The 25,152-nt window shown below is 70.9% G+C and carries 24 protein-coding genes and 1 pseudogene; 14 read left to right on the top strand and 11 right to left on the bottom strand.

Going from position 1 to position 25,152, the window contains the following annotated elements; translation table 11 throughout:
* Positions 1 to 9: 9 nt before the first annotated feature.
* Complete coding sequence (locus tag NBH00_RS08370; RefSeq protein WP_254572883.1) at positions 10 to 1,155, bottom strand: acyl-CoA dehydrogenase family protein; 1,146 nt, start codon at positions 1,153 to 1,155, stop codon at positions 10 to 12.
* A gap of 699 nt (positions 1,156 to 1,854) precedes the next feature.
* Here NBH00_RS08370 and NBH00_RS08365 point away from each other — a divergent pair.
* Positions 1,855 to 2,007: a hypothetical protein gene (locus NBH00_RS08365; RefSeq protein ID WP_254572882.1), complete on the top strand. Its 153-nt coding sequence runs from the start codon at positions 1,855 to 1,857 to the stop codon at positions 2,005 to 2,007.
* Positions 2,008 to 2,140: 133 nt separating this feature from the next.
* Here NBH00_RS08365 and NBH00_RS08360 read toward each other — a convergent pair whose 3' ends face one another.
* Positions 2,141 to 2,980, bottom strand: coding sequence for an enoyl-CoA hydratase/isomerase family protein (locus NBH00_RS08360; protein WP_254572881.1), 840 nt, complete (start codon positions 2,978 to 2,980; stop codon positions 2,141 to 2,143).
* A 121-nt stretch (positions 2,981 to 3,101) separates the two neighbouring features.
* On the opposite strand from NBH00_RS08360, the gene NBH00_RS08355 reads away from it, so the two are divergent.
* Genes NBH00_RS08355 through NBH00_RS08345 form a run of 3 tightly spaced genes read left to right on the top strand, consistent with a single transcriptional unit; the run spans position 3,102 to position 5,811 of the window.
* The gene (locus NBH00_RS08355; protein WP_254572880.1) at positions 3,102 to 3,836 is read left to right on the top strand and encodes an SDR family oxidoreductase; all 735 of its coding nucleotides are present in this window, start codon (positions 3,102 to 3,104) and stop codon (positions 3,834 to 3,836) included.
* A gap of 52 nt (positions 3,837 to 3,888) precedes the next feature.
* Positions 3,889 to 4,698 (top strand): enoyl-CoA hydratase-related protein, encoded by an 810-nt coding sequence (locus tag NBH00_RS08350; RefSeq protein WP_254572879.1) that lies wholly within the window; start codon positions 3,889 to 3,891, stop codon positions 4,696 to 4,698.
* Between the two features lie 9 nt (positions 4,699 to 4,707).
* Complete coding sequence (locus tag NBH00_RS08345) at positions 4,708 to 5,811, top strand: acyl-CoA dehydrogenase family protein (protein ID WP_254572878.1); 1,104 nt, start codon at positions 4,708 to 4,710, stop codon at positions 5,809 to 5,811.
* 12 nt (positions 5,812 to 5,823) lie between these two features.
* Here NBH00_RS08345 and NBH00_RS08340 read toward each other — a convergent pair whose 3' ends face one another.
* From NBH00_RS08340 to NBH00_RS08335, 3 genes and pseudogenes are all read right to left on the bottom strand, one after another.
* Positions 5,824 to 6,207, bottom strand: coding sequence for a hypothetical protein (locus NBH00_RS08340; protein ID WP_254572877.1), 384 nt, complete (start codon positions 6,205 to 6,207; stop codon positions 5,824 to 5,826).
* Positions 6,208 to 6,243: 36 nt separating this feature from the next.
* Positions 6,244 to 6,369 (bottom strand): annotated as a pseudogene (locus tag NBH00_RS25445) (helix-turn-helix domain-containing protein); the annotation flags it as partial.
* A 47-nt stretch (positions 6,370 to 6,416) separates the two neighbouring features.
* On the bottom strand, positions 6,417 to 7,223 hold the full coding sequence (locus NBH00_RS08335) for an SDR family NAD(P)-dependent oxidoreductase (protein ID WP_254572876.1): 807 nt from the start codon (positions 7,221 to 7,223) through the stop codon (positions 6,417 to 6,419).
* A gap of 87 nt (positions 7,224 to 7,310) precedes the next feature.
* On the opposite strand from NBH00_RS08335, the gene NBH00_RS08330 reads away from it, so the two are divergent.
* Complete coding sequence (locus tag NBH00_RS08330; RefSeq protein WP_254572875.1) at positions 7,311 to 7,766, top strand: FAS1-like dehydratase domain-containing protein; 456 nt, start codon at positions 7,311 to 7,313, stop codon at positions 7,764 to 7,766.
* A 62-nt stretch (positions 7,767 to 7,828) separates the two neighbouring features.
* Positions 7,829 to 8,197, top strand: coding sequence for a MaoC/PaaZ C-terminal domain-containing protein (locus NBH00_RS08325; protein WP_437126616.1), 369 nt, complete (start codon positions 7,829 to 7,831; stop codon positions 8,195 to 8,197).
* Positions 8,198 to 8,254: 57 nt separating this feature from the next.
* Here NBH00_RS08325 and NBH00_RS08320 read toward each other — a convergent pair whose 3' ends face one another.
* The 6 genes from NBH00_RS08320 to bioB all read right to left on the bottom strand — a co-directional run bounded on the left by NBH00_RS08320 (position 8,255) and on the right by bioB (position 13,656).
* Positions 8,255 to 9,280 carry an MBL fold metallo-hydrolase gene (locus tag NBH00_RS08320; RefSeq protein WP_254572873.1) on the bottom strand — a complete coding sequence of 342 codons (1,026 nt, stop codon included), beginning with the start codon at positions 9,278 to 9,280 and terminating at the stop codon, positions 8,255 to 8,257.
* A gap of 221 nt (positions 9,281 to 9,501) precedes the next feature.
* Positions 9,502 to 9,714, bottom strand: a complete 213-nt coding sequence (locus NBH00_RS08315; protein WP_254572872.1) for a biotin/lipoyl-binding carrier protein — start codon at positions 9,712 to 9,714, stop codon at positions 9,502 to 9,504.
* Positions 9,715 to 9,788: 74 nt separating this feature from the next.
* Positions 9,789 to 10,595: an SDR family NAD(P)-dependent oxidoreductase gene (locus NBH00_RS08310; RefSeq protein WP_254572871.1), complete on the bottom strand. Its 807-nt coding sequence runs from the start codon at positions 10,593 to 10,595 to the stop codon at positions 9,789 to 9,791.
* Between the two features lie 169 nt (positions 10,596 to 10,764).
* On the bottom strand, positions 10,765 to 11,499 hold the full coding sequence (locus NBH00_RS08305; RefSeq protein ID WP_254572870.1) for an SDR family NAD(P)-dependent oxidoreductase: 735 nt from the start codon (positions 11,497 to 11,499) through the stop codon (positions 10,765 to 10,767).
* A 475-nt stretch (positions 11,500 to 11,974) separates the two neighbouring features.
* A complete protein-coding gene (locus NBH00_RS08300; protein WP_254572869.1) occupies positions 11,975 to 12,199 on the bottom strand; it encodes a hypothetical protein in 225 nt (74 codons plus the stop codon).
* A 74-nt stretch (positions 12,200 to 12,273) separates the two neighbouring features.
* Entirely contained in the window at positions 12,274 to 13,656 is a 1,383-nt protein-coding gene (bioB, locus tag NBH00_RS08295; RefSeq protein ID WP_254572868.1) for a biotin synthase BioB, read from the bottom strand.
* Positions 13,657 to 13,771: 115 nt separating this feature from the next.
* Between bioB and NBH00_RS08290 the strand changes: the two genes are divergently transcribed.
* The 8 genes from NBH00_RS08290 to NBH00_RS08255 are packed head-to-tail and all read left to right on the top strand — an operon-like array spanning position 13,772 to position 25,056.
* Positions 13,772 to 15,043 carry an MlaD family protein gene (locus NBH00_RS08290; RefSeq protein ID WP_254572867.1) on the top strand — a complete coding sequence of 424 codons (1,272 nt, stop codon included), beginning with the start codon at positions 13,772 to 13,774 and terminating at the stop codon, positions 15,041 to 15,043.
* Positions 15,044 to 15,099: 56 nt separating this feature from the next.
* Positions 15,100 to 16,467 (top strand): MlaD family protein, encoded by a 1,368-nt coding sequence (locus NBH00_RS08285; protein ID WP_254572866.1) that lies wholly within the window; start codon positions 15,100 to 15,102, stop codon positions 16,465 to 16,467.
* On the top strand, positions 16,464 to 17,840 hold the full coding sequence (locus NBH00_RS08280) for an MlaD family protein (RefSeq protein ID WP_254572865.1): 1,377 nt from the start codon (positions 16,464 to 16,466) through the stop codon (positions 17,838 to 17,840). Before NBH00_RS08285 ends, NBH00_RS08280 begins: the two co-directional genes overlap by 4 nt.
* The gene (locus tag NBH00_RS08275) at positions 17,837 to 19,345 is read left to right on the top strand and encodes an MlaD family protein (RefSeq protein ID WP_254572864.1); all 1,509 of its coding nucleotides are present in this window, start codon (positions 17,837 to 17,839) and stop codon (positions 19,343 to 19,345) included. The genes NBH00_RS08280 and NBH00_RS08275 overlap by 4 nt, the downstream gene beginning before the upstream one ends.
* Positions 19,342 to 20,643 carry an MlaD family protein gene (locus NBH00_RS08270; RefSeq protein WP_254572863.1) on the top strand — a complete coding sequence of 434 codons (1,302 nt, stop codon included), beginning with the start codon at positions 19,342 to 19,344 and terminating at the stop codon, positions 20,641 to 20,643. Before NBH00_RS08275 ends, NBH00_RS08270 begins: the two co-directional genes overlap by 4 nt.
* A gap of 13 nt (positions 20,644 to 20,656) precedes the next feature.
* The gene (locus NBH00_RS08265) at positions 20,657 to 22,066 is read left to right on the top strand and encodes an MlaD family protein (RefSeq protein ID WP_254572862.1); all 1,410 of its coding nucleotides are present in this window, start codon (positions 20,657 to 20,659) and stop codon (positions 22,064 to 22,066) included.
* A gap of 36 nt (positions 22,067 to 22,102) precedes the next feature.
* On the top strand, positions 22,103 to 23,692 hold the full coding sequence (locus NBH00_RS08260; protein ID WP_254572861.1) for a flavin-containing monooxygenase: 1,590 nt from the start codon (positions 22,103 to 22,105) through the stop codon (positions 23,690 to 23,692).
* Positions 23,689 to 25,056: a cytochrome P450 gene (locus NBH00_RS08255; protein WP_254572860.1), complete on the top strand. Its 1,368-nt coding sequence runs from the start codon at positions 23,689 to 23,691 to the stop codon at positions 25,054 to 25,056. The genes NBH00_RS08260 and NBH00_RS08255 overlap by 4 nt, the downstream gene beginning before the upstream one ends.
* Positions 25,057 to 25,152 lie beyond the last annotated feature (96 nt).

Genomic DNA, 25,152 nt, shown 5'->3' with positions numbered 1-25,152 from the left:
GCGCCGGGATCATGCGGTCTCCAGCGAGCGCGCCACGATCGTGCGCAGGATCTCGTTTGTCCCGCCGCGGAGCGTCCCCGCCGGCGCGCTGAGGACGGAGTCGGCCAAGCGCATCGCCAACACGTCGTCGCTGCCGAGGTCCGGCTCGCAGGGGAGGAGACGGCGGGCAGTCGCCGTGACGGTACGCTCGAACCGCGTGCCGAGGTCCTTCACCAGCGCGGCGTCGACGGCCGGATCATCACCCGCCGCGATCGCCGCGGCGACAGACATCGAAAGCCGCCGCAGGGTCATCAGGCCGGCGACAAGCTCGCCGATAGCGGTCGCCTCGTGCGGGCCCGCGGTCTTTGCGAGCCGGTCGATGAGGACCGTGAGCAGCGGCAGCGTCGACAGGAAGCGCTCGGGTCCGCTGCGCTCCAACGCGAGCTCCGACGTCACCTGGCGCCAGCCGTCGCCGACCCGCCCGACCACCATCGCGTCGGGCACGAACGCGCCGTCGAGGATCACCTCGTTGAAGTGGTGCTCACCGGTCATCGAGATGATCGGGCGGATCTCCACGCCCCTGGTGTGGCCGAGGTCCAGCAGCATCTGCGACATCCCCGCGTGCCGGTCCTCCCCGCGTGGGGAGGTGCGGCAGAGCACGATGGCCCACTGGCAACGATGGGCACCGCTCGTCCAGACTTTGGCCCCGTGGAGGGTCCAACCGCCGTCGACGCGCTCGCCGCGCGTCCGCACCGCTGCCAGATCCGACCCGGCGTCGGGCTCGCTCATGCCGATCGCGAAGTAGAGCTCGCCGCGGATCATCGGCGGCAGCAGCTCCACGCGCTGCGCCTCGCTTCCGAAGCGCAGCAGCAGTTGGCCGGTCTGCCGATCGGATACCCAGTGCGCGCCGACCGGCGCACCGGCCGCCAGCAACTCCTCGGTGACGACGTAGCGCTCGAGCGGCGAGCGGCCGCCGCCGCCGTATCTCGTCGGCCAGGTCATGCCGAGCCACCCCCGAGCACCGAGCCGGCGGCTGAAGTCCGGATCGAATCCCGAGAGCCATGAGTCCACGCGCGGCTCCCACCGGCGCTCGCGGAGCTCGTCGGCGAGGAACTCTCGGACCTCGCTGCGCAGGGCGTCGGCATCGGGCGGCAGTTGCAGGTCGGGCAGGCGCATCAGCGGCTCCTTGGTTTCACGCGGCGACGTGGGCTGTGTGGTCGGCCGACATCACCGCGATCTCAAAAACGGTAGTCAGTGAGCGGGAAGTTGGTACTCGCCCTGCGCGCGGCAGTCGACGAGCAGGGGCGGATGGACGGTGTGACCCCGGTCAGGGAGGTCGGTCCTTGCCGTCGCCGCCATGTGCAGCTCGGGTCAGGCCCAGGCGTCAGGCCGCTCATGTGATGGCAATAAACTAACGTTAACCGACGTCATTCCACAAGCGTCAAACCAGAGAACTCGATACTGCCCTGCATCTTCTGGCCGGCACACGACCCCGATGACGATCACCGGACGCGCGCCCGTCTTCGATGGAAGCGCCCGCCTCTTCCATGCCCTCGAGTACCGGTGCCCGACCCCGAACCGGGCGCTGCGGTGGCGCGCCTGGAGTACACGAGCGCCGCAGCTCGGGCGCGCACCACCGGCGCGGCGAGGATCCTGTGGTCGAGGGACCCGCCCAGACGGCCGGGGTGCTCCTCGGCCATGAGACCGTCGGGCGCATTCACGCGCTCGGCGCCGGGTTGACCCACGATTCCCTGGGAACACCGCTGGCGCTCGGAGGCGCCGAACCGACCTGCCGATGCTCGCGCTGCTCACGCGCAACATCTCGGTCATCGGGGTCGCGCTCTACGACCCGCGCATCCTTCAGGAGATCGGGCCATGTGGGGCGACCTGCGCGGGGACCCGACGCTCGCCGCGTCGACTCGCGGGCGATCCCACCCACCGGGGCGCCTCGACGACGGCTTCACCGACCTGGCCGCGAGCGATGACGCGGTCCGAACGGTCATCCAGATGTTCGCCTCTGCCCGGTGACAGACGCCGACCTGAAGACGGTCGCGGAGACCGCCTTCTCCCGGGATCTCCTTCAACCAGGGCGAGATGTGCACCGCCGCTCACGACTGCTCGTCAAGCGGTCCGCCCACGCCGGCCTCGTGGAGGCGATCATTCAGCGGTCACGGAACTTCGGCGTGCGCTTCTCGGCGAACGCCAGGGTTCCCTCGCGGTGGTCTTCGGTCGCCGTGGCCAGGAACTGTCCCTGCATCTCGGTGCGCAGCGTGGTCGCCAGGTCGGCGCTCCCGGCCCGGCGCAACGCCGCCTTCGCGAGCCGGACGCCGAACGGTGCCCGCTCGGCGATCTCGGCCGCGAGGGCGAGCGCGCCGGGCAGCAACTGCTCCGGGGCATGGACGGAGTCGACGAGCCCAAGGCGCAACGCCTCATCCGCCTCGACGTACGCCCCCGAATAGAGCAGACGCGCGGCGTGCCCGGGTCCGACGGTCCGGGGCAGCGTGTACGAGACACCGTAGTCCGGACCGAGCCCGACACGGACGAACGCAAAGCCGAGCCGCGCCTCTGCCGAGGCGAGACGCATGTCACAAAGCAGCGCCATGCCGACCCCCGCGCCGGCGGCCACGCCGTTGACTGCGGCGATCAGCGGCTTCGGGAAGTCCCACACCGCCTGGATGGACGCGATCATCGGCGCTGCCCGACGCAGGCGCTCGACGGTGCCCCACTCCCGCCGCGAGGCCTGATCCTTCACGTCGCCCCCGGCCGAGAACGCGACGCCCTCGCCGGTGAGGACAACCACGCGCACGCTGTCGTCGGCGGCCGCGCGCTCGAGCACGGTCGCGATCTGCGCGATCTGCCCCCACGCCACCGCGTTGCGGCGCTCGGGGCGGTTCAGCGTGAGGATCAGCGTGCCGCGGTGCTGCTCGAGGCGCAGCCATGGGTCGATGCCTTCAGCCAGTCCGCCGGTCGGCGCCGCGCTGGCGCCTTCGGTCACGGTCATCTCGTCTCCAGTATTCGTGAACCGTCGTTACTGTACAGCGGTGCGCAACGACCGATCGCCCCGCTCCGCAGAACCCGCTGCTGGCCCACCCCTGCCCACGCTCGCAGGCCGCACGATCCTGGTGACCGGGGCCACGCGCGGGCTCGGCCACGGGTACGTGCTCGACCTGAGCGCGCGTGGCGCCGCGGTGGCCATCAACGGCCGAGACGGCGACCGCGCACACCATGTCGCCGAGCAGGTCATCGCGCAGGGCGGGCGGGCCGTGGCCGTGCCCGGCGATGTCGGCCACGCCGACGAGGCGGCCGCGATCGTCCGTCGCGCCTGGGACGAGCTCGGACCGCTCGACGCCGTCGTGAACAACGCCGGCCTGACCCAGGACCGCACCGTCGTCCACATGGACGATGAGCAGTGGCGGCGGGTCATCTCCGCCTCCCTTGACGGCACCTTCTTCGTCTGCCGCGAGGCGGTGCGCGCGTGGCGTGAGGCCAGCCGTCCTGGCCGGATCGTGAACACGAGCTCGGTCGCCGGCCTGCACGGCAACGTCGGGCAGGCCAACTACGCCGCGGCGAAGGCCGGGGTCATCGGGTTCTCCCTGAGCCTCGCGAAGGAGGTCGGCCACCATGGGATCACGGTCAACGTCGTCAGCCCCCGAGCGGTGACGGACATGACCGAGAGCATCCCGAAGGCACGCCGTGAGGCGTTCTACGCGCTCCAGTCCCGCATCAACACCCTCGGTCGCCCGGGAACCCCGCAGGACGTGGCACCGCTGATCGCGTTTCTCTGCTCCGCCGAAAGCGGCTACATCACGGGCCAGACGATCGTCGCGACAGGCACGACTGGCGCCGGTGTCGGCTGACAGGCTAGGATCTCGTAAACCGTTGTTCACCATCGAGCCGAGGACGATGACGATGCCCGAGACCGAGACCGAGACGACGTACACCGACATCCAGTTCGATGTGTCGGACGGGGTGGCCACTGTGACGATCGACCGGCAGAACCGGCTGAACGCCTTCACCCCGCACACCCTCCGCGAGATGATCGACGCCTTTAACCGCGTCCGCGACGACGGGCAGGTCGGAGTCGCGGTCCTGACGGGCGCCGGAGGCCGCGCCTTCTGCGCCGGCGGCGACATGGAGTGGGAGAAGGATGGCGGACTCGAGGAGCTCAAGGTCGACAACGTCATGGTCGGCCTCTACGACGCCATGCGCGATTGCCTGAAACCGGTCATCGCGCGCGTCGACGGGTACGCCATCGGCGGCGGCAACCACCTCGCCTATCACTGCGATATCACGATCGCTTCGGACCGCTCGACGTTCGGGCAGAACGGCGCCCGTGTCGGCAGCCCGGCGTCGGGCTCGATCGTGTCCTACCTCGCCCGCAACCTCGGTGAGAAGCGCGCCCGCGAGATGTGGCTGATGTGTCGCAAGTACACGCCCGCGCAGATGCTGGACTGGGGTCTCGTCAATGCCGTCGTCCCAGCCGACGCGCTCGACGTCGAGGTCCGCAAGTGGGCCGACGAGATGCTGGCGCTGAGCCCGACGGTGCTGAAGGTGCTCAAGAAGTCGTTCGACGATGAATGGGCGCCGCTCCGCGCCCGGCAGGACGATGCGGACTTCCTCGGCGAGATCAACCCCGGCTTCTTCGAGTCCGGCGAGCAGCAGGAGGGCGCCACCGCCTTCCTGGAGAAGCGCGTCCCCGACTTCTCCGCGTGGCGCTGAGGTAGCGCGATGATCTTCGCACTGACCGACGAGCAGGAGATGCTGCGCGCAGCCGTTCGCGGCGCGCTCGAGCGCTCAGCGCCGGCCACGACCGTCCGCGAGTGGCTCGAGGCCGGTGACGGACGCCCCGCCACCACCGTCGCCGTCCAGCAGGGCTGGACCGGCATCGGCGTGCCGGACACGGTGGACGGCGGGCAGGGCGGCGGCCTCGTCGAGCTCGTCCTCGCGGTTGAAGAGCACGCGCGCGCGTCAGTGCCTGGGGCGCTCCTCGCCCACACGGGCCTGGCCGTTGCCGCGGTGCTTGCCGCAGGCGGGGTCGCCGACCCGCTGCTCCAGGAGTTGGCGGCCGGGGAGCGTCTGGCCGCGCTCGCCGTCGATGCCGGCAGCCCGCTGGCGGCGGCGGTCATCGACGTCGCGCCGTTCGGCGACGAATGGACGGCAAGCGGCACCGTCGCGCACGTGCTCGGGGCGCAAGCCGCCGACGTGATCCTCGTGCCCGTCGACGTCGACGGCGATGTGCGCCTCTTCTGCTGCGACTGCTCGCAGGCGACCGTCACCCCGACGCCATCCGCGGACCCTGGCCGGGACCTCTCGACCGTCACGCTCGCGGACGCCCGTGTCGTCCGCGTCGGGGCGTCCCCCGTCGACTTGGCCGTGCTGGGACCCCGCGCGGCGATCCTCGTCGCGGCCGACTCGCTCGGTGCCGCCCAGAAGATGCTCGACATGACCGTCCAGTACATCGGGGAGCGAGAGCAGTTCGGCGTCCCCATCGGCAAGTTCCAGTCGCTCAAGCACACGTCGGCAGAGATGCTCGTGGACGTCGAGGTCTCCCGATCAGCGACATATTTCGCCGCCTGGTCCGTCGACAACGGCGAGCCGGACCTCGCGCTGCACGCCTCGGTGGCGAAGTTCGTCAGCGGCGATGCCGCCTCCCGCGTGGCCGACAACGCGATGTCGTTGCACGGCGCGGTGGGATTCACCTGGGAGCACGACCTGCACTTCCTCTACAAGCGCGCGAAGGTCAACCTCTCCTTGTTCGGGTCGCCGTCCAAGCACCGTCAGCTGATCGGAGACTCCCTGCCGCTCCGTGTCAGCGCCGGCGTACCGGCGTAGCAGCCGCCGCACCTACCCGTCGAGGAGCGTGGCCAGCTCGCGGCGCGTGGCACGCCACTGCTTCTGCACGCCGTCCGGTGGATGCCCGAGCAGCGTCAGGACCGCCATGCCTCGGGTGGCGCTCAGCGCGAGCGCCCAGCGGCGGCCCATCGTCGGGAACGCGGTGATCGCGTCGCCGAACACCGCCTTCGACGTAGCGTAGATCGCACGGTTGATCGCCGCTTCCTGCTCGGTCACCACAGCGTGCACCTCGGGGTCGGCGCGCGCGGCCAACGCCAGCTCGAGGATCAGTCCGAACAGCGGGCCGCCGTACTGTTGAAACAGCACGTCCAAGATGCGCTCGGTGCGCTTCGGCCCGCGGGCCACCGCTGATACACGCGCCTCGAGCTCGGCCATCTGACGGTCTGCGAGCTCGCGGACCGCCGCCGCGAGAAGCTCGGCGCGGTCACTGAAGTGATGCTGCTGCGCACCACGCGAGACACCGGCCCGCTGCGCGACCGCCGCCGTGGTCAGGCGCGCGTAACCCTGTTCCAGTAGGACGTCGACGGCGGCATCCAGCAGCCGCCGACGTGTCGCATGGCTGCGCTCCTGCTTCGGCTCGAGGCTCAGGACTGCATCCCCAGGCCGATACCTCCGCTGATGTTGATGACCTGGCCGGTGACGTAGTTACTCCACGGCGAGCAGAGGAAGGCGATGCCGCCGGCCGCTTCGGCGGGCGTCCCGCCGCGACCCATCGGGATCATCGCGCTCATCATCGCCTTTGCCTGCTCGGGTATGCCGATCTGTACCTGGCGGCCGTCGATCTCGGCGACGGAGTCGCTGGTCTTGGCCTGCGTGAGACGGGTCTCGATCACGCCGTACGCCACGGCGTTGACGTTGATGTTGAACGACCCCCACTCGCGGGCGACGGTCTTGGCCAGCGCAATCGACCCGGCCTTCGCCGACGAGTAGTTCGCCTGCCCGGCGTTACCGTAAGCCGCCATCGAGGAGACGTTCACGATCTTGCGGAAGGTGACGATGCCCTCGGCCCGCTCCCGCTTGGCGGCTTCGCGCATATGCGGCGCCGCGGCGCGAATCAGGCGGAACGGCACGAGCGTGTGGATGTCGAGCATCGACTGGAAGTCGGCGTCGTTCATCTTGTGGACCGGCGCGTCCAGGGTGTAGCCCGCGTTGTTGACGAGGATGTCAAGCTTGCCGAAGCTGTCGATGGCGGTGGCGATCAACCGCTCCGCCGCTCCGCCGCCGGCGAGGTTGCCGGCCCAGACGGCCGCGTTGCCGGCCCCGAGCTGCGCCGCGGCATGCTCGGCCGCATCCTTGTCGAGATCGGCGATGACGACCCTGGCACCGCCCGCCACCAGAATCTCCGCCGCAGCGTATCCGATGCCGCGGGCCGAGCCGGTGATGACTGCCACTTTGTCCTGAAACATAGACGTCCTTCCGAGGGTGAACGGAGCCTCACAAAAAAGAGTCGGCGCCGACGGTTTTGGTAGCTTACCCTCATGATCGAAGACACCATCGTGGGGCGCGACCTGGGGACGATCACGTTCCCGATCGACCGCTCCAAGCTCATGGAGCTCAGCCGCAGCTTCTTCGACACGGACCCGACATGGCACGACCCAGAGGCCGCGGCAGCGCAGGGCTTCGCTGAGGTGCCCACCCCTCCGACCGTCACGACGCTCGTCGATCACTGGCGTGCCGGCGGAGCGCTGGAGACAGCAGCCTCGATCGGCGCGGACCTGAACCGCCTGCTCCACGGTGAGGCGTCCTGGGAGCTGCTGGTCCCCGTGCACCTGGGCGATGTCCTGACGACGCGCGGGTCCATCACCGACGTCACCCGCCGCGAGGGGAAACGCGGTGGCACGATGACGATGGTCACGATCCAGACCGAGTTCGTCAACCAACGTGGGGAGCTCGCGGCGCGCCGCACCGACGTCCTCATCGAGACGGGAGCCTGACAGTGAGAACCGCTGCGTCCACCCTCCCCGTCGCTCCCGTCGCGCTGATCGCGGGCGGCGCGATGCAGTCCGACACGATCGGCCCGCTCTCGCGCACCGACTTCGTGCGCTACGCCGGTGCTGGCGGCGACTTCAACCCGATCCATCACGACGAACTGATGGCGGCCGGCGCGGGACTGCCATCCGTCTTCGGCATGGGCATGCTCCACGCCGGGGTCCTCGGCAGCCGCCTCGCCCGCTGGGTGGGCCCGGACAACGTCCGCGCCTTCAGCGTCCGCTTCACCGGTCAGGTCTGGCCTGGGGACGAGCTCACGCTCACGGGCGTCGTCGACGCCGTCAGCGACGGTGTGGCACAGATCAGCATGAAGGTCACCCGGCAGACCGGCGATGTGGTGTTGACCGCGAAGGCAACCGCGGTCGTGATGGCGTAACGCCCGCTTCCCGGCCGGGGCGGTCCGCAGTGCGGTCGCCCCGTGTCGTGGCGCGGGCTATGCCACCGCCCGCTCCGCCTGGGCCGCCCACGAACGTGTGAGCCCATCGACGGTCTCCATCCGAATACGCCCTTCGTCGAGCAGCAGATCGAGGTGCGCGATCACCTCGGCCACCCCGAGCCACAGCACCTCGTCGCTGAGCCCGTCCCAGAGAACCTCGACCAATTGCCGCGCAGTGCGCGGACCGGCCGCGAGAGCCTGGCGGATCTCGTCGGCGCGCGTGCGGTGAAGCCGGATGCGATTCTCGATCAACGCCCCGGGTTCACCGAACACGGGGCCATGTCCCGGGAGAACGAGTTGTGCACCGAGACGCCGGGTGCTCGTCAGCGAGGAGATGTAGTCGAGCAATGGCCGCGCCCGCCGGTCTTCCGCGCTGGCTGCCACGGAATCCCGTGCGCCGAGCGCCGGGTGCGAGAGCGGGTTGGACGAGATCTTGGCGAGGAGGTGGTCCCCGGCGACGAGCAGGCCGTCCAACTCGTCCAGCAGCACGATGTCGCTCGGGCTGTGGCCCGGTCGGTGATGAACCGTCAACCGGCGGCCACCGGCAACGAGCACCTGACCATCGGCCAGCCCCAGGTCGATCCGAAACGAACCGCCGCCATAGCGCTGGTCGCGAAGGTTGTTCGCCTCGAGTTGTGCGCACTCGTGAACGGGCATGCCGTGCCGGGTCATCAGCGCGGCGGTGAACTCCCCGATGCGCGCCCACATCGCAGGCACGTCGGCGAGTTCCCCCGCAAGCCCGTGGTACGCGGCCACAGTCGCGCCCGACTGCTCCACCAGCCACGCCGCCTGGCCGATGTGATCCGGATGCTGGTGGGTCAGGACCAGCAGCTCGATGTCGGAAGGCTTCAGGCCCTGGGCCGCGAGACCGTTCACCAGCGCCGCTCGTGCCTCGGGCATCGCCGGCCCGGTGTCGACCAGTGTCAGCGGGTCGCCGTGAAGGATGTAGGCGTTGACTGGTCCCACGAGCCACGGCGTGGGTAGGACGAGCTGCGTAACGCCAGCCGGCAGTTCGATGCGCATGCGATGATGATAACAATCGTTTACTTGCGGCGAACGCGAGCAGGTCGACCGTAGGAATGTCGAACGCACCCGGTGCGCGGCGCCGGGTTCGTCCGCACGAGCGGCGACTGACCGCCCGATCCGTCGGCTGCGCCACCCAGCGCGCGGGACGTCCGCGGCGAGGTTCAGCCCAAGTGTCACGCCGGCTCCCTGGGGCGGTGGAGCGGCGGCGGCGCGTGCAACTACTCGAGGGCGACGATCGGGTCACCCTCGTTGATCGACTGCCCTTCCTCGCATAGCAGCTTGGTCACCGTGCCGCCCTGCTCGGCTTCTACCGGCATCTCCATCTTCATCGACTCGAGGATCGCGACCGTGTCGCCTTCAGCGATCGTGTCTCCGACCTTGCACTCGATCTTCCAGACGGTACCCGTGATGTGGGCGTCGACGGTCGGCATGCGAACTCCTTGTGGGGTGGCGGGGATTTGGCGAGCGGCACAAAGGTGCTGAGACGGGCTCGAGGACTCGCAACTCAGGGATGCATGTAAAGGCCGCCGGAGATCGTGTGGACCTCGCCGGTGATGTACGACGAGTCGTCGCTGGCGAGGAACAGCGCGAGCTTCGCGATGTCCTCCGGCTTTCCGAGGCGCTTCAGGGCTGAATCGTCGGCCATCGCCTCCAGCGAGCCGGCCGGGTAGATCCGGCTGAGGAACGGGTTCATGATCACGCCGGGCGCGATGGCGTTCACCCGAACTCCCTTGGGTCCACACTCAGCGGCGGAGGCACGCGTCAGACCCATCACGCCGGCCTTCGCGGCGCAGTACGCCGCCTCGCCCATATTGGACGCGATGTACCCGGCGACAGATGCGACGTTGACGATCGATCCTGATCCGCGCTCGAGCATGCCGGGAAGCACGGCCCGCATGCAGCGGAACGGTCCGTCGAGGCAGATGCCCATCACCTTCTCCCAGGTGGCGTCGTCGATCTCCCAAACCGGCTTGAGCTCGTTGATGCCCGCGTTGTTGAACAGGACGTCGATCTGGCCGAACCGCTCGAGCGTCGTGGCGACAGCGGCGTCGATGTGCTCCTGGTTACGGACATCGAGTTCCAGCCCGAGCACCTCGCGGCCGACGACCTCGCCGATCTCGGTGCCGGCTGTAGCCGCTCGTCCGCCGTGCGCGTCGGTTACGACGACCTCCGCGCCCTCGCGCGCGAACTGCTCGGCGACGGCGCGGCCGATCCCAGCGCCAGCGCCCGCCGTGACGAGTGCGACCTTCCCGTGCAGTTTGCCGCCGGCGGTCGGGGTCTCGCGGGCTTCCTCTTGTGCGGTCATGCTCATCCATCCTTCGGTCGGCACATGAAAAGACCTAGGGCATCGATCCAGCCTGGCCTCGTGTGAACGGTTGTTACCGTACCCGATCGCATCCGCCCCTATCAACTGCCGCTGGTCGCCCGCGTCTGGGTGCGGCGCGTAGGGGCCGAACGCGAACGGTCGCCGCGGATCCGACTCAGATCACGGTTCCGCCATCGACGCAGATGGTCTGGCCCGTGATGTAGGACGCATCATCCGATGCCAGGAAGGCGAAGGTCCCGACGACCTCCTCCGGCTCTGCGAATCGACCCATGGGGATGCGGGCACGCATCAACTTGGCCAACTTCTCGTCCGTCCGGATCTTCTCGGTCATCGCGGTCACCGCGAGCGGTGCCACGGCGTTGACGGTGATCTGACGCTTGGCGAGCTCCTTGGCCCCGGACTTCGTCATACCCAGAATCGCCGCCTTCGCGGCGCTGTAGTTGATCTGCCCGATGGTGCCGACGAGCCCGGCCGCCGACGTGGAGTTGATGATCCTCCCCGTCCCGTCCTCCGGCAGGTGCGGCAGAGCCGCCTGCATCGTGTGGAACGTGCCTTTGACGTGGATCTCGAGGACGGCGGAGAAGTCGTCGGCGTCCATCTTGGCGAGCATCGCCGGCCGGATGATCCCGGCGTTACTGACGACGATATGCAAGGCGCCGAAGGCATCGACGGTCGCTGCGATGGCCGCTCTGATCGCGGTCGCGTCTGCCACATCGGCCTCGAGACCGATGGCACCCTCCAGGCCACGGGCGACGGCAAGGGCAGCACTCTGGTCGCGGTCGACCACGGCAACGCGGACGCCTTCATCGACAAACCGCGCCGCGAGCGCGGCGCCGATCCCCGCACCGCCGCCCGTCACGAACGCGACCCGGCCGCTCAGCCCGCGCACCGCCGGACCCCTCCCACAGCGCCCCTGGGAAGCCACCCTGCCTGCCGCGCTCGATATTCGCTCATCACATGGTCCCATCTGCTCGTCGACGCAAAGGCTTCGCGGGTACGGTACCTGCATGACCGTCGGCCGGAGCCAGGTCGACGCTAGCAGAATATGTGAACGAGCGTTATGCACCGCGGCGTGGCTGTTGGCTCAGCAGCACAAAGCGCGAGACCGCGTCCGCGCGGTTCTTCGGCGGAGCCGCGCAGGATGTGGGCGACGTGCGACTTGACCGTCCCTTCGAGCGCACGAGCGTCCGCGCGATCGTCTCACCCGCGGCCATCAGTGCGGTGACGCCCATTTGACCGGCCGTGAGGACCTCGTCCAGCCGGGCGTCACCGACCACGAGCACCCGTGCGGCCGAGCTTGCGGCCGCCAGACCGTCGTGGTCTCGGCTTCCCAACTCCAGCGGGCCGGGCACTGACCTCGTCCATCACGGCCAAGACCAGCGCTCCTCCAGGCGGCGGTGGACGCTCATGGTCCCGGACACGAGGCGCGAGGCGCCGGCCCCGGCGCCGTAGCGCAGCGCGGTCTCCGCGGCGGGCTCGCGCACCCGCTGGTGCTCGGCGAGCCCGAGGTATCTGTCGGAGCAGAGCAGCAGGACGGGCCTGCCGTCCGGCACGACCCGGGAGCCCTGCGGCCCGGAGACCAGCCGCATGCGGCGGCGCAGGCCCTGCTCGTCGAGCTCTCCGCCAGGCGCTGCTCCAGGTCGCTCACGGCCCCCGGCCCCGCCTACAGGCGGTGCGGCAGGCCGCTGGTGGTGAGCGCGTCGTCGGTGCGGTCGTCCGGCCCGCCCGGCCAGCGGTTCTGGGCGCCGTCGGGGCGTGGGGGGATGAGCTTCTCGCGCTTGGCGAAGCGCAGCTGCGAGGCGGGGTCCCAGAGCTTGATCTCGATCCCGGCGGCCTCGGCGTCCGCGCGCGTGTCCACGTAGGACTCGATGACGTCCGGGGTCTCACCCGCGAGCCAGCCGGAGCGGTTGTCCGGCCGCGGGCTTGAGCCGTTGTCCGGCTGGCGGGCGATGTTCAGTCCCAGGTCGGTGAACATCTTGCGGTCCTGCTCCGGGGTGTTCCCCAGGGTGGTGAGGAAGTTGCCCATCATCACCCCGTTCAGGCCGGCCTTCACCGCCAGCGGCTGCAGGTCGCCGATGTTCTCCACCCGGCCACCGCACAACCGGAAGAGCGCCTCGGGGAGGATCAGCCGGAAGATCGCGATCCACTTCACCGCCTCCCACGGATCCAGATACTCACGGTCACCGAACTTCGTGCCCGGCCGCGGATTCAACAGGTTGATCGGCACCGACGTCGGGTTGATCGACGCGAGCTCGAACGCCATCTCCACGCGCTGCTCGTCGGACTCGCCGAGGTTCAGGATGCCGCCGACGCAGGTCTCGAGACCCGCCTCGCGGACCGCGTCGATCGTGCGCAGCCGCCCCTCGTAGCGGACGGTCGTGGAGACCTCGGGGTAGTAGGACTCCGCCGTCTCCACGTTGTGGTGGACACGCTGGATCCCGGCGTCCTTCAGCTGAATGGCGCGGTCGACGGACATGTGCCCGACCGACGCGCAGCGCTTGAGGTTCGTGTGCTCAGCCACGAGGCGGGCGCCGTCCAGGATCTTCTGAAAATCACGCTTCGTCAGCCCCTGACCCTGCGTGACCATGCAGAAGCGGTGCGCGCCCGCCGCCTCCGCCGCCCTGGCATGCTCGAGGATCTGCTCGGGCTCCATCATCGCGTGCATCGGCGTCTCGGACTCCGCGAACCGCGACTGCGCGCAGAAGCCGCAGTCCTGCGCGCACCCGCCCGACTTCGCGTTCACGAGCGAGCACAGGTCGGTGCTGTCGCCGAACGTCGCCACCCGCGCATCCCACGCCCGCTCCACCAACCGCCCGATCGCACCACGATCAGTCAGGGCGCCCAACACAAGGGCCTCATCACGAGAAATCAACGACGGCATGCCACGACCGTAGGCGATGACGTCGGGCAGTGCCAGCGCCCTGGGAACAACTGAAGCCGCCGGGCGAACGTTCAGATAGTGAAAAATCCCCCGACCCAGATGAGATTGTGGTACGAATATCGTCTCACTGTTGATCGTTCGGCGGTCCTCGAAGGGAGAGGTCATCAGAGTCAGTACACCGGCGGCCGCACGGGCCTCGCCGACGAAGCGGCTCGCGCCACACGACGACGGAACAGCGGGTCATCGACGCGGGAGGGTGGGCGCGGCGATCCTCGCACTCGTGGCCGCGGCCGTCGCGCTGACCATCGTCCTCGCGAGCGGGGGGTCGTACGAGCTGCACCTGCGCACGATCAACGCCAGCCAACTCGTGAAGGGCAACCTCGTGCAGGTGGGCGGGGTGAAGGTCGGCATCGTCCGCGGGCTCGCGTTGGCCGCCGACGGCACCGCCGACATCCGCATCCAGATCACCGATGCGCACCTTGTCCCGCTGCACGCCGGGACGACGGCGACGATCCGCGCAAGCTCGCTGTCCGGCGTGGCGAGCCACTACGTCGCGTTGAGCCCCGGGCGGAACGACGGGCCCGAGATCGCCGACGGCGCGGTCCTCCCCGCCGAGAACACGAGCGCGGCGGTCGAGCTGGATTCGATCATCAACACGTTCGACGCCGAGACCCGCGCCGCCCTCCAGCAGCTGGTCGCGGGTGGTGCGCAGGTCTTCGACGGACGCACACGTGCAGCCAACCGGGCGCTCGAGCGCCTCGACCCGGCCCTGGCCGAGAGCGAGCAGACGCTCGGCGAACTGACTCACGACCAGACCGCGCTGCGCGAGTTCGTCACCCGGTCGGCGACCACGATGCGCGCCCTCGCCGCACACGAGCCAGCACTCCGTCATGGATTGCGCAGCGCAGCGACGGCCGCGTCCGCCGTGGCCGCGGAGCGCCGGGCGCTGAGCTCGTCCCTCCGACGAGCGCCGGCCACGCTCCGCCGGGCGGGGGCCACCGCACGGGAAGTACGCGCCGCAGCAGCAGATCTCGTCCCCGCGCTGCTCGAGGCCCAGCCCGTCGCCCGCAGGCTACCGCCGGTGGTCAACAGGCTGCGGTGGACGCTGACCGCCGCCGCACCCGCCCTCACGGCGCTGACCCGCCTCACCCCGGACGTCGGCGCGCTTCTGCGCGACCTCCCGCAGGTCACGCGCCAGGCTCTGCCTGCCTTCGCCGACACGGCGCAGGCCGTGAACAAGCTCCTCCCGATGGCCGCCGGGCTGCGTGAGTACGGACTCGACGCGATCCTCGGGGCGACCAACGGGTTCGGCGGCACGCAGGCCGGCTACTACGACGCCAACGGCGGATATGTCCGCATCAACCTCGTTGCCAACCAGGCGTCCCTGGCCAACACGGCGAGCCTCCTGCCCGTGCCCGACAACATCCCCGGCCTGACGATCTCCAGGCGGAACACCGCGCGCTGCGCAGGCGGAGCGCGACGGGCACCCGACGGCAGCCTCCCCGTCCCGTCCACGTCGATACCCTGCACCCTCTCGCAGACCCTGCCGTGAGATCGCGACGCATTCTCACGGCGGCAGTGTCGGTGCTACTGGCATCGATCGCGGGCGTGGCGCTCGCTGCTTGCGGCCAGACGGCCGACGGGCGGGTACGGCTCGACGCCGTCTTCGACACGGCGGATGGCCTGACGGCCGGCCAGGACGTTCGCATCGCCGGTGCCACCGTCGGCTCGGTCCGCGACATCCGGCTGACAGCGCGCCGCAAGGCCCTTGTGTCGATGGACGTGGACCGCGCGTTCGCACCCTTCCGAGCCGACGCCGACTGCACCATCCAGCCGCAATCCCTCATCGGCGAGAAGTTCATCCAGTGCACCCCGGGCACGCCCCGGGCCGCGCCGTTGCGCAACGGCCCCGGGGGCACGCCGACCGTGCCCCTGGCACGCACCCACGCCCCGGTCGACCTGGACCAGGTGCTCGCCGCCCTTGGCCAGCCCGTGTCCACACGGGTGGCGTTGCTGGTCAGCGCCCTCGGCGGCGGGCTCGCCGGCCGCTCGGACGACCTCAGCGCGTCGATCCGACGTGCCAACCCCGCGCTCGGTGCCCTCAACCGCGTGCTCGGCGATCTGCAGGCCGACCGCGCCCGCCTGCACCCCCTACTGACGCAGTCCGACCGCATCGTCGCCGCCCTCGCGCGGCGGCGGTCAGACGTCGTCGCCTTCGTAGCGCGCTCTGCGAACGTCACCAGCACCACCGCCGCCCGGGCCGGCCGGCTACGCGCGGCCGTACGCGGGCTGCCGGGGCTCCTTGCCCAAGCCGAGCCCGCCCTCGACGACCTCGGCCGGCTGGCCGAGGCCGGCTCGCCCGCCGCGGCCGCGCTGCGGCGCGCTGCTCCCGGAGCCGAGCGGCTCACCCGTGCGCTGGCGCCGTTCGCCCGGGACAGCCGCGGCACGGTGCTCGCGCTCGGCGCGCTCTCCAGCCCCGGACGTCGCGCGATCCGCGCCACTCGCCGTGTGCTGCCGCGGCTGGACCGCCTCACCGCACGGTCGGGCCCGGTGGTGGACCTCCTGCAGCCGCTCACCGAGAACCTGCGCGAGCGCGGCGCCATGGAGGGTCTCATGCGCTTCTTCCTGTACCCCACGCGAGCACTGGCGCGCTACGACCGCAACGGCCATTACACCGGCGCCTACCTCCTGCCCGCGCCCACGTGCGAGCTTTCGATCGAGGATCCGGCCAACTGCTCGGCCCACTTCGACGACCGCCCGGCGATGTCCCCGACCCGCCGGGCAGCTCCGCAACCGCGAGCGTCGCGCCCGGCGGGGACAGGACACCAGGCGCCTCCCGGCACGGCGCCGATGTTGACGTCGACGGGGTCGCAGCCCGTGACCCCGTCTCCCGCGATCCCACCGGGCTCGCCGCCGGCTGCCACCGGCGACGTCAATCCGGTCACCTCCCTGCTCGACTTCCTGCTCGGCTCATGAGGCGAACACGACACGCGCTCTCCGGCAACCCGGTGCTCGTCGGCGCGACGACCGTGCTCGTCGTCGTCGTCGCGGTGTTCCTCGCCTACAACGCGAACTCGGGCCTGCCGTTCGTCCCCGTATACCACTTCACGGTCCAGCTGCCGGATGCGGCCGAGCTCGGGGCGGGCAACGACGTCCGCGTCGCCGGCGCCCTCGTCGGGCGGGTCAACTCGATCCGCGCGACGGTCGTCGGCGGACGGCCGATCGCCCGCGTCGCCGTCCAGGTCGAACGGTCGCTCCAGCCGCTGCCCCAGGACACGACGGTGCGCGTCCGCCAGCGCTCGAACCTCGGATTGAAGTACCTGGAGCTGACGCCCGGGCACTCGCCCGCGAGCATCCCCCCGGAAGGCACCCTCGATCGCTCCCACGACACCCCCGCGGTCGACCTCGACGACGCTTTCGCGGTCCTCGACCCGCCGACCCGGGAGGCGGTCGGGGTGATCGCCGGCAACGTGGGCGGCGGCCTGGCCGGACGCGGGGCCGACATCAATCGCACCCTCGCCACCCTTCCGAGCACCCTCGCAGGGCTGGGACACGTCGCAGGCGCGCTCAGCGGTACGGCGAACCTCGGTCGGTTCGTCCGACGTGCGGCCGCGGCCGCCGACCGGCTCGCCCCCGTGGCCCCCGCCCTCGGCCACCTGCTGGCCGCAGGCGCCCGTACCGCGGCGTCTCTGGACCGCGTGCGCCACGAACTCGCCGGCACCATCGACGAGGCACCGTCCACCGAGCGGGTGGGGCAGCGCGCGCTCGCGGCGCTGCGTCCCGTGCTAGGGCAGACCACGGATCTGCTGCGCACCGCCCAGCCAGGCCTCGACCGGATCGGGGAGGCGAGCAGCGCGCTCGGAGGCGCCCTCGCCGACGCGCGACGCCCGTTGCGCCGCGCCGCGTCCATCCCCCGCCGCCTCCAGCCCGTGGCGGTCGCGCTCGGCCGGCTGTCAGCCGAGCCGGCCACCGCCGGCGCCCTCCGTCGCCTCACCGATGTCGTGGCTCCCCTCAAGCCCGTTCTCGAATCGGTGAACCCGATGCAGATCCGGTGCAACTACCTCGCCCTGTGGTTGCGCAACGTGCCCGACATCCTCAGCCAGGGTGATGCCTTCGGGACGTGGTTCCGGTTCACCGTCGTCGCTCGCCTGGACGAGATGGTCGGCCAGCGCGCCAAGCCGTCTCCCGATCTGCACGTCGACCCTCAGCCGGACGTCGGCATCAACGGCGAGTGCGAGATGGGCAACGAGCGGTACGAGCCGGGACGGCAGGTCATCGGGCCCGTCCCTGGGCGCCAGCCGGGGACGACGGAGCTGACCTCGCAGCCGCCGAGCGTGGTGCAGCCGTGACGCGCCGGGCCGCCCATGATCCCGCGGCGTTCCGGTACGGCGTGATCACGCTCATCATGCTGGTGGTCGGCATCGGCGCGGCGCTGATCGGGCACGTGCCCTTCCGCCACGGCTACGAGATCCGCGCCACCTTCGGTACCGCCGCCGGCGGACTGCGAAGCGGCTCGCCCGTGCGTATCGCGGGCGTGAACGTCGGAAAGGTCACGCACGTCGGCCGTGGGCCGGGCGGCACCGCGTTGGCCACCTTGCGGATCACCGACGCGGGCCGTCCGATCCACCGCGACGCGACGATGAGGCTGCGTCCCCGGCTGTTCCTGGGCGGGAACTACTTCGTCGACGTGCACCCCGGGACACCGTCGAGCCCGGAGCTCGAGGCCGGCGGCACGGTTCCGATCGCCCAGACCGCGGTGGCCGTCGAGCCCGACGAGGTGTATTCGCCGCTAGACGCCGACGGACGGCGCGGGCTGCAGTCGATCGTGCGGACCACGGGCGGGGCCCTGAGCGATGGCGGCGCGCGCGCGGTCAACCGCAGCCTCCGATCCTGGCCGGGGGCGCTCGACGGCATCGCCGTGAGCATGCGCGCCGCCCGCGGCCGCCGACCGGGAGACCTCAGCGGCTTCGTGGCGTCGCAGGCGCGCATCTCCCGCGCGTTCGCGATCCGTGATCGCCGTCTGGCGGGGCTCGTCGAGGGCTTCGCCGGCACCGCAGGGGCGCTCGCGGATCGCCGCGAGGCGCTGCAGTCGACCCTGCGACGTCTGGACCGCCTCCTGCGGACCTCGCCCCCGGCCCTGCGCGAGATCCGCGCCGCGCTGGCTCCGGTGCGAAAGCTGGCCGGCGCGCTCCGCCCCGCGCTGCGCGCGGCGCCGTCCACCATGGATCTCGCGGTCCCCTTCCTGGATCGTGCCCGCCCCCTCGTGGCACCGGACGCGCTGGCGGCGCTAGCGGCCGACGCCCGCCCCGTCGTTCGTGACCTCGACAGGCTCGTGCCGCGCGCCGCAACGCTCTTGGGGCTCGCGGCGCCGATTGCGCGGTGCGTGCGCGACAACATCGTCCCGACACTGGACTCCGTGGTGCCCGACGGGCCGATGACGGTCGATCAGCCAGCGTGGCAGGAGCTGCTGCACGCCTTCGTGGGGATCAACGCCTCCACAGGGAGCTTCGACGGTAACGGACCAGGGATCCGCTTCCTCCTCGGCGTCGGCGACAACGCGATCCGCACGAACACCGACGTCGCCGGCCCGGTGACCCAGATGCTCACCAAGGACCGCCTGCTCGGGACGAGCCCGTACTACCCCGCGGACAAGGCGCCGCCCTACCGCCCCGACGTGCCCTGCGAGTCACAGCAGCTCCCGGTCCTCGCCTCCCGCCCCGCGCCGCCGCTGCCCGTCCAGCGGCGGCTGCGGCCCGGTCGTGGGGCGGTGCCGTCCCTGGCCGACGCCCTCGCGACGGTCCGGAAGATGCGGACCCTGCTGTCCCAGGCCCCGCCCGCGAAGCGTGGACGATGACGGTGCCGACGCGTCTGCGCCCACACCTGGTGACCATCGCGGCGATCACCGCCCTCGGACTGATCGCGCTGACGGTGGCCACCTACATCCTGATCCATCAGCGCGTGCACCTGCCGTGGGAGGACCGCTACCGGATCTCGGCCGACTTCGGGAACGCACAGGCCGTCATCCCGGGCCAGGGTCAGGAGGTGACCGTCTCGGGCGTCAAGGTCGGCGAGATCTCGTCCGTCCGTCTGGTCGACGGCCGCGCACGCGTCGAGATGACCATCCAGCGCGACGATCTCGCCGCAGTCCATGCCGACGCCCGCCTGCTGCTGCGCCCGAAGACCCCCCTGCAGGACATGTCCGTCGATCTCGATCCGGGCGGACCTCCGGCCCGCGTGCTCGGTGAGGGTGACGTGCTCGGCGTCGCCCGCACCCGGCCGAGCGTCAACCTCGACGAGGTGCTCGCGTCCCTCGACGTGGACGTGCGCGACTACCTCAAGATCCTGCTCGGCGGCGGCGGCCGGGCGCTGGAGGGACGCGCCGCCCAGTTGCGGCGCGTCTTCCGGGCGTCGGAGGCCACCGCCGCCCGCACTCGGGCGGTGACGCTGGTCATCGCCGACCGCCGCCGCGAGCTCAGGCGGACCGTGGCGAACCTGCGCAGCCTGACCGAGGTCCTCGGGCCGCGCGACGCCGACCTCTCGCGCCTCGTCGAGGGCGGCGACACCACCCTCGCCGCAGTCGCGGCCGAGGACGCGGCACTGCGCAAGGGGCTCGCTCGGCTCCCGGCCGTGCTCGACTCCGCCGACAGCGCGCTGCGGCGCTCGCGGCCGTTCGCCCGGAACCTCCGAGCGGCGGCCACCACCCTGCTCCCGACAGCCGAGCGCCTCCCCGCCGCAGTCACCGGGGTCCGGCCGCTGCTGCGCAGCGGCGCCCCGGCCCTGGCCAGGCTCACGACGCTCGTCCGCGCAGCGCGGCCCCTCGTCCGCGAGCTCCGCACACCGGTGCGGCGCCTGCTGGCCCAGACGCCACCGCTGACGAAGGTGCTGCACGACGCGCGGTACGTCACCAACGAGCTCGCGTTCAATCCGCCGGGCCCCGAGGACGAGGGCTACCTCTTCTTCGCGGCCTGGTTCGCGCACAACTTCAACAACTTCCTGTCCAATCAGGACGCGAACGGGCCCTACTGGCGCGGTGCGCTCACGCTCAGCTGCACGACGACGGAGCTCCTGTCGCCCACGCTGCCCCTGCTCGAGGCGCTCTACGCCACGCCGCTGAAGCAGCTGTGCCCCAAGACGAACCCCGAGGCCCCGTGATGGAAGGTCCCACATGAACAAGCGTGCCCTCACCCCGGCGCGGCTGGGGACGATGGTCATCTTCGCCCTCAGCTGCTTCGGGCTGCTGCTCTTCTTGTGGATCTCGTTCGGGGGGACAACCCCGCTGCAGCCGAAGGGGTTTCGCTTCACCGTCCCGTTCAGGGACGTCGGCCTGCTCTCGACGCAGGCCGACGTGCGGATCTCCGGGATCTCCGTCGGCAAGGTCATCAGGATCGATCGAGTCGGCCGCGAGGCGCACGCCGAGATCGGGCTCGACGCACCGTTCGCCCCACCCCCGGACGATATCCGCGCGATCCTGCGCAAGAAGACACTGCTCGGCGAGACCTACCTCGAGCTGACGCCGGGCACCCCCGGGGCACCACGCCTGGCCGAGGGGGGGATGCTGCCACGGGCACGCGTGGAATCGACCGTCGAGATCGACCGCCTGCTCTCGGCGCTGGACCGGCCGACGCGCGCGCACCTCGGTGCGTGGCTGCGGTCGTGGTCGCGCGCGGTCCGCGGGCGGGGGCCCGACATCTCGGCCGCGACGGCGACGCTGCCGCCAACGGTCGAGGCGGCCGATGACCTGCTCACCGTCCTCGACGGGCAGCGACGTTCGATGCGAGGCCTCGTGCGCGACTCCGGGACGGTGTTCGCGGCCGTCGGGGACCGCAACTCCCGGGTCGGGGAGCTCGTGACGGCGGCCGACCGGGTGCTCACGACGACCGCAGCCCGGCCGCGCGACCTCGAGGCGACGGTGCGGGTCCTCCCGGGCTTCCTGCGGGACCTGCGCGGTGGGCTCGCCTCGGCCGAGCGCGTCGGGAACGCGCTGGGGCCGGTGGTGCGTGACGCACGGCCCGCCGCGCCTGCACTTGCCCCGACCCTCGCCGCCGCGACCGCCGTCGCCCCCGAGTTGCGATCGGCGAGCCGCGCCTTGGGGGGCCTCGTAGCCCCGGCCGATCACGCCCTGCCGCAGCTGGTCCCGGTCCTCGCCGCGGCCCGCCCGCTCGTCCGCGAGCTCCATCCGCTCGCCCGCGAGCTCGCGCCGCTGGCCGGCATCCTGCCGGCCTACCGCCGCGAGCTCGTGTCCTCCTGGCCGAAGATGGTCGCCGCCACCCAGGCACGTCAGCGTGACGCGGGCACGGGACGCCCCGTCCACTACCTGAGGATCGTCCTGCCGCTCTGGAATGAGGCGCTCGCCGGCTTCCGGCAACGCCCGCCGAGCGCACGCACGGCGCCGTATCTCCGCCCCGGCGGCCTGGGCGACCTGGCGCAGGGACTGAAGGCCTACAGCTGCTCGAACGTCCACAACCCGACCACGGTTCCACTGATCGGCACGGCCCCGCCGTGCGTCGAGCAGGGGCCGGTCGAGCTCCAAGGCCGCCCGGAGTACTTCCCTCAGCTGCGCCGCGCGCCGCCGTGAGGTGGACAACCCCGCCGGAAGGAGTACGATCCACGCATGGCCGTTACAAAGCTTGATCCAGCGTCTCATCGTTTCATCGCTGATGACGAGCCGCCGCCGTCCCGAGACCACGTCCGCGTCGCGATCATCGGGGCCGGCTTCGGCGGCCTCGGCGCGGCGATCCGACTCCGCGAGAGCGGGATCGACGACGTCGTCGTGCTCGAACGGGCCGAACAGGTCGGCGGCACCTGGCACCAGAACACGTATCCCGGGTGTGCCTGTGATGTCCCGTCGCACCTGTACTCATTCTCGTTCGCGCTGAACCCGGACTGGAGCCGGATGTTCGCGCCGCAGGCGGAGATCCTCGACTACCTTCGCCGGTGCACCGACGAGCACGGCCTCAGGGAGATCATCCGCTTCGGCACCGACGTGCGCTCCGCGCACTGGGACCCGGAGCACGGCCACTGGCGGCTCGAGACCTCCAAGGGGCCGCTCACCGCCCAGTGCATCATCTCGGCGTCCGGTCCCCTGAGCCAGCCGGCCCGACCCGATATCCCCGGGCTCGACTCCTTCGCGGGGGCGGTGTTCCACTCCGCGCAGTGGCGTCACGACCATTCCCTGCGCTCGGGGCGGGTCGCGGTCATCGGCACCGGGGCCTCGGCCGCGCAGTTCGTCCCTGCGGTGCAGCAGGAGGCGGCGCAGCTCGACGTCTACCAGCGGACCCCGGGCTGGGTGATGCCCCGCCCGGACCGCGCGCACAGCAAGGCGGAGCGGCGCCTGTTCCGGCGCCTGCCCTTCGTGCAACGGGCGCTGCGCTCGTCGATCTACTACACGGCGGAGACGCTGCTCCTTGGCCTGATACACGACCAGCGCCTCCTCGCCCTCCCGGAGGCCCTGGGACGCTGGCACCTGCGCCGGCAGGTCCGGGATCCGGTTCTGCGCGCGAAGCTCCAGCCGAAGTACCGCATCGGCTGCAAGCGCATCATCCTCTCCAACGACTACCTGCGTGCGCTCGACCAGCCGAACGTCGAGCTCGTCACCGCGCCGATCCGTGAGGTGGTGGTAGACGGGATCGTGACCGCCGACGGCGTCCATCGCCGCTGCGACACGATCATCCTGGGCACCGGCTTCCGCATCTTCTCGGTCCCGGTGATGGAGCGCGTGGTCGGCACGGACGGGCGATCCATCGCCGATGTCTGGGCCGGCAGCCCTCAAGCGTACGTGGGCACCGTGATCGCGGGGTTCCCCAACCACTTCCTGATCATCGGGCCGAACACCGGGCTCGGCAACAACTCGATGATCAACATCATCGAGGCGCAGCTCGTCTACGTCATCGACGCGCTCCAGGCGATGGATCGCGAGCGCCTCCAGAGCCTCGACGTGCGGCCCGACGTCCAGCATCGTTACAACGCCGACATCCAGGCACGCCTGAGCGGCACGGTCTGGGTCGACGGCGGCTGCAAGAGCTGGTACCTCGACGCCCAAGGCGTCAACCGCACGCTGTGGCCCACCTTCTCGAACGCGTTCAAACGGCGCCTTCGCGAATTCGACCTCGCCGACTTCAAGACCGCACCGGCCGCACCGGCCGCGCCGGTGCCCGACACCGACGGCGCGCCGCGCACCCACCACGACAAGGAGTACGTATGAGCACCACCATCACCCCCGACGCCCTCACCCCGCCGCGTCTCGTCGTCACGACCGGCGGCCGTCCCGTTCCCGGTTCGCGTGCGCCCGGCTGGCTGCAGACCGCGGACTTCCTGCGAAGCCCCACAAGCTTCCTCGAGCGCAACCGGCGCCGCTACGGCGACATCTTCTCGGCGAAGCTGCACGGGTTGGCCACTGGCCGGATGGTCATGGTCGCCGACCCGAAGCTCATCGAGGAGGTGTTCAAGGCCGACCCCTACATGCTCAAGGCCGGCGAGGCCGCGTACACCACGATCGCCCCGATCGGCGGTCCAAACTCGCTGCTCGTCCTCGATGCCCCAGAGCACCTGGAGGACCGGCGCCTCCTGCTGCCGCCGTTGCACGGCGAGCGCCTACGCGCGTACGCCGACGTCATCGCGGAGGAAACCGACCGCTCCGTGGCCACGTGGCCGATCGGGAAGCCCTTCCCCATGCGTCGCCCGATGGCGGACATCACCCTCGACGTGATCATGCGCGCGGTCTTCGGGCTGGAACGCGGCGGGCGCTACGACGCACTGCGCCAGGCCCTGGTCGACTCGACCTCGGGTGAGACGGCCATCAGCCTCGGACTCATGGTGCCCGCGTTCCGCCGCGACCTGGGACCGTTCCGCGCGTGGTCGGAGTTCGAGGCGGCCGTCGCCCGGACCGACGCGCTCCTCTACGCCGAGATCGCCGACCGGCGCAAGGCGGACGACCTCGAGCAGCGCCCAGACATCCTGTCGATGCTCATCCTCGCTCGGCGCAAGAACGGCACGCCGATGACGGACCACGAGCTCCGCGACGAGCTGGTGACCCTGCTTCTGGCCGGGCACGAGACCACGGCCACCGGCCTGTCCTGGACCATGGAGCTCCTCTACCGTCATCCCGCCGTGCTCGCGAAGCTGCGGGCCTCGGTGGCGGCCGGGGATGAGGAGTACCTCGACGCCGTCATCCACGAGGCGCTGCGCGTGCGACCGGTGATCCCGTTCGTCTTCCGGGTGCTCACCCGGCCGATCCAGCTCGGCGGCTACGCGCTCGACGCCGGGGTGACCGTCGTCCCCGCCGTTCACCTCGTACACCGGCGCGAGGAGCTCTACCCCCAGTCCGCCGAATTCCGCCCGGAGCGCTTCCTCGGGCGCAGCCCGGGGACGTACGAGTGGCTGCCCTTCGGCGGCGGCACGCGACGGTGCATCGGGGCGAGCTTCGCCCTCATGGAGATGCGGGTGGTGCTGCAACGCGTGCTGGCCCAGACCATGCTCGAGCCCGCCGGCAAGCGGCCCGAGAAGACCCGTCGTAGGGCCTTCACGCTCGTGCCGGCTCGGGGAGCCATGACGATACGGCGACGCTGAGCCTGCCCGCCAGGCGAAAGCACGGGCTGGGGCGGTACGCGTCGACCACCAACCCCGCGACGACGATGGTGCTCTCACCGATGCGGCATGCCGGCG

Origin of the sequence: Paraconexibacter antarcticus (assembly GCF_024220175.1) — a bacterium.
Classification (GTDB): Bacteria; Actinomycetota; Thermoleophilia; order Solirubrobacterales; family Solirubrobacteraceae; genus Paraconexibacter; species Paraconexibacter antarcticus.
This window is presented reverse-complemented; position numbering and strand designations above follow the sequence as displayed.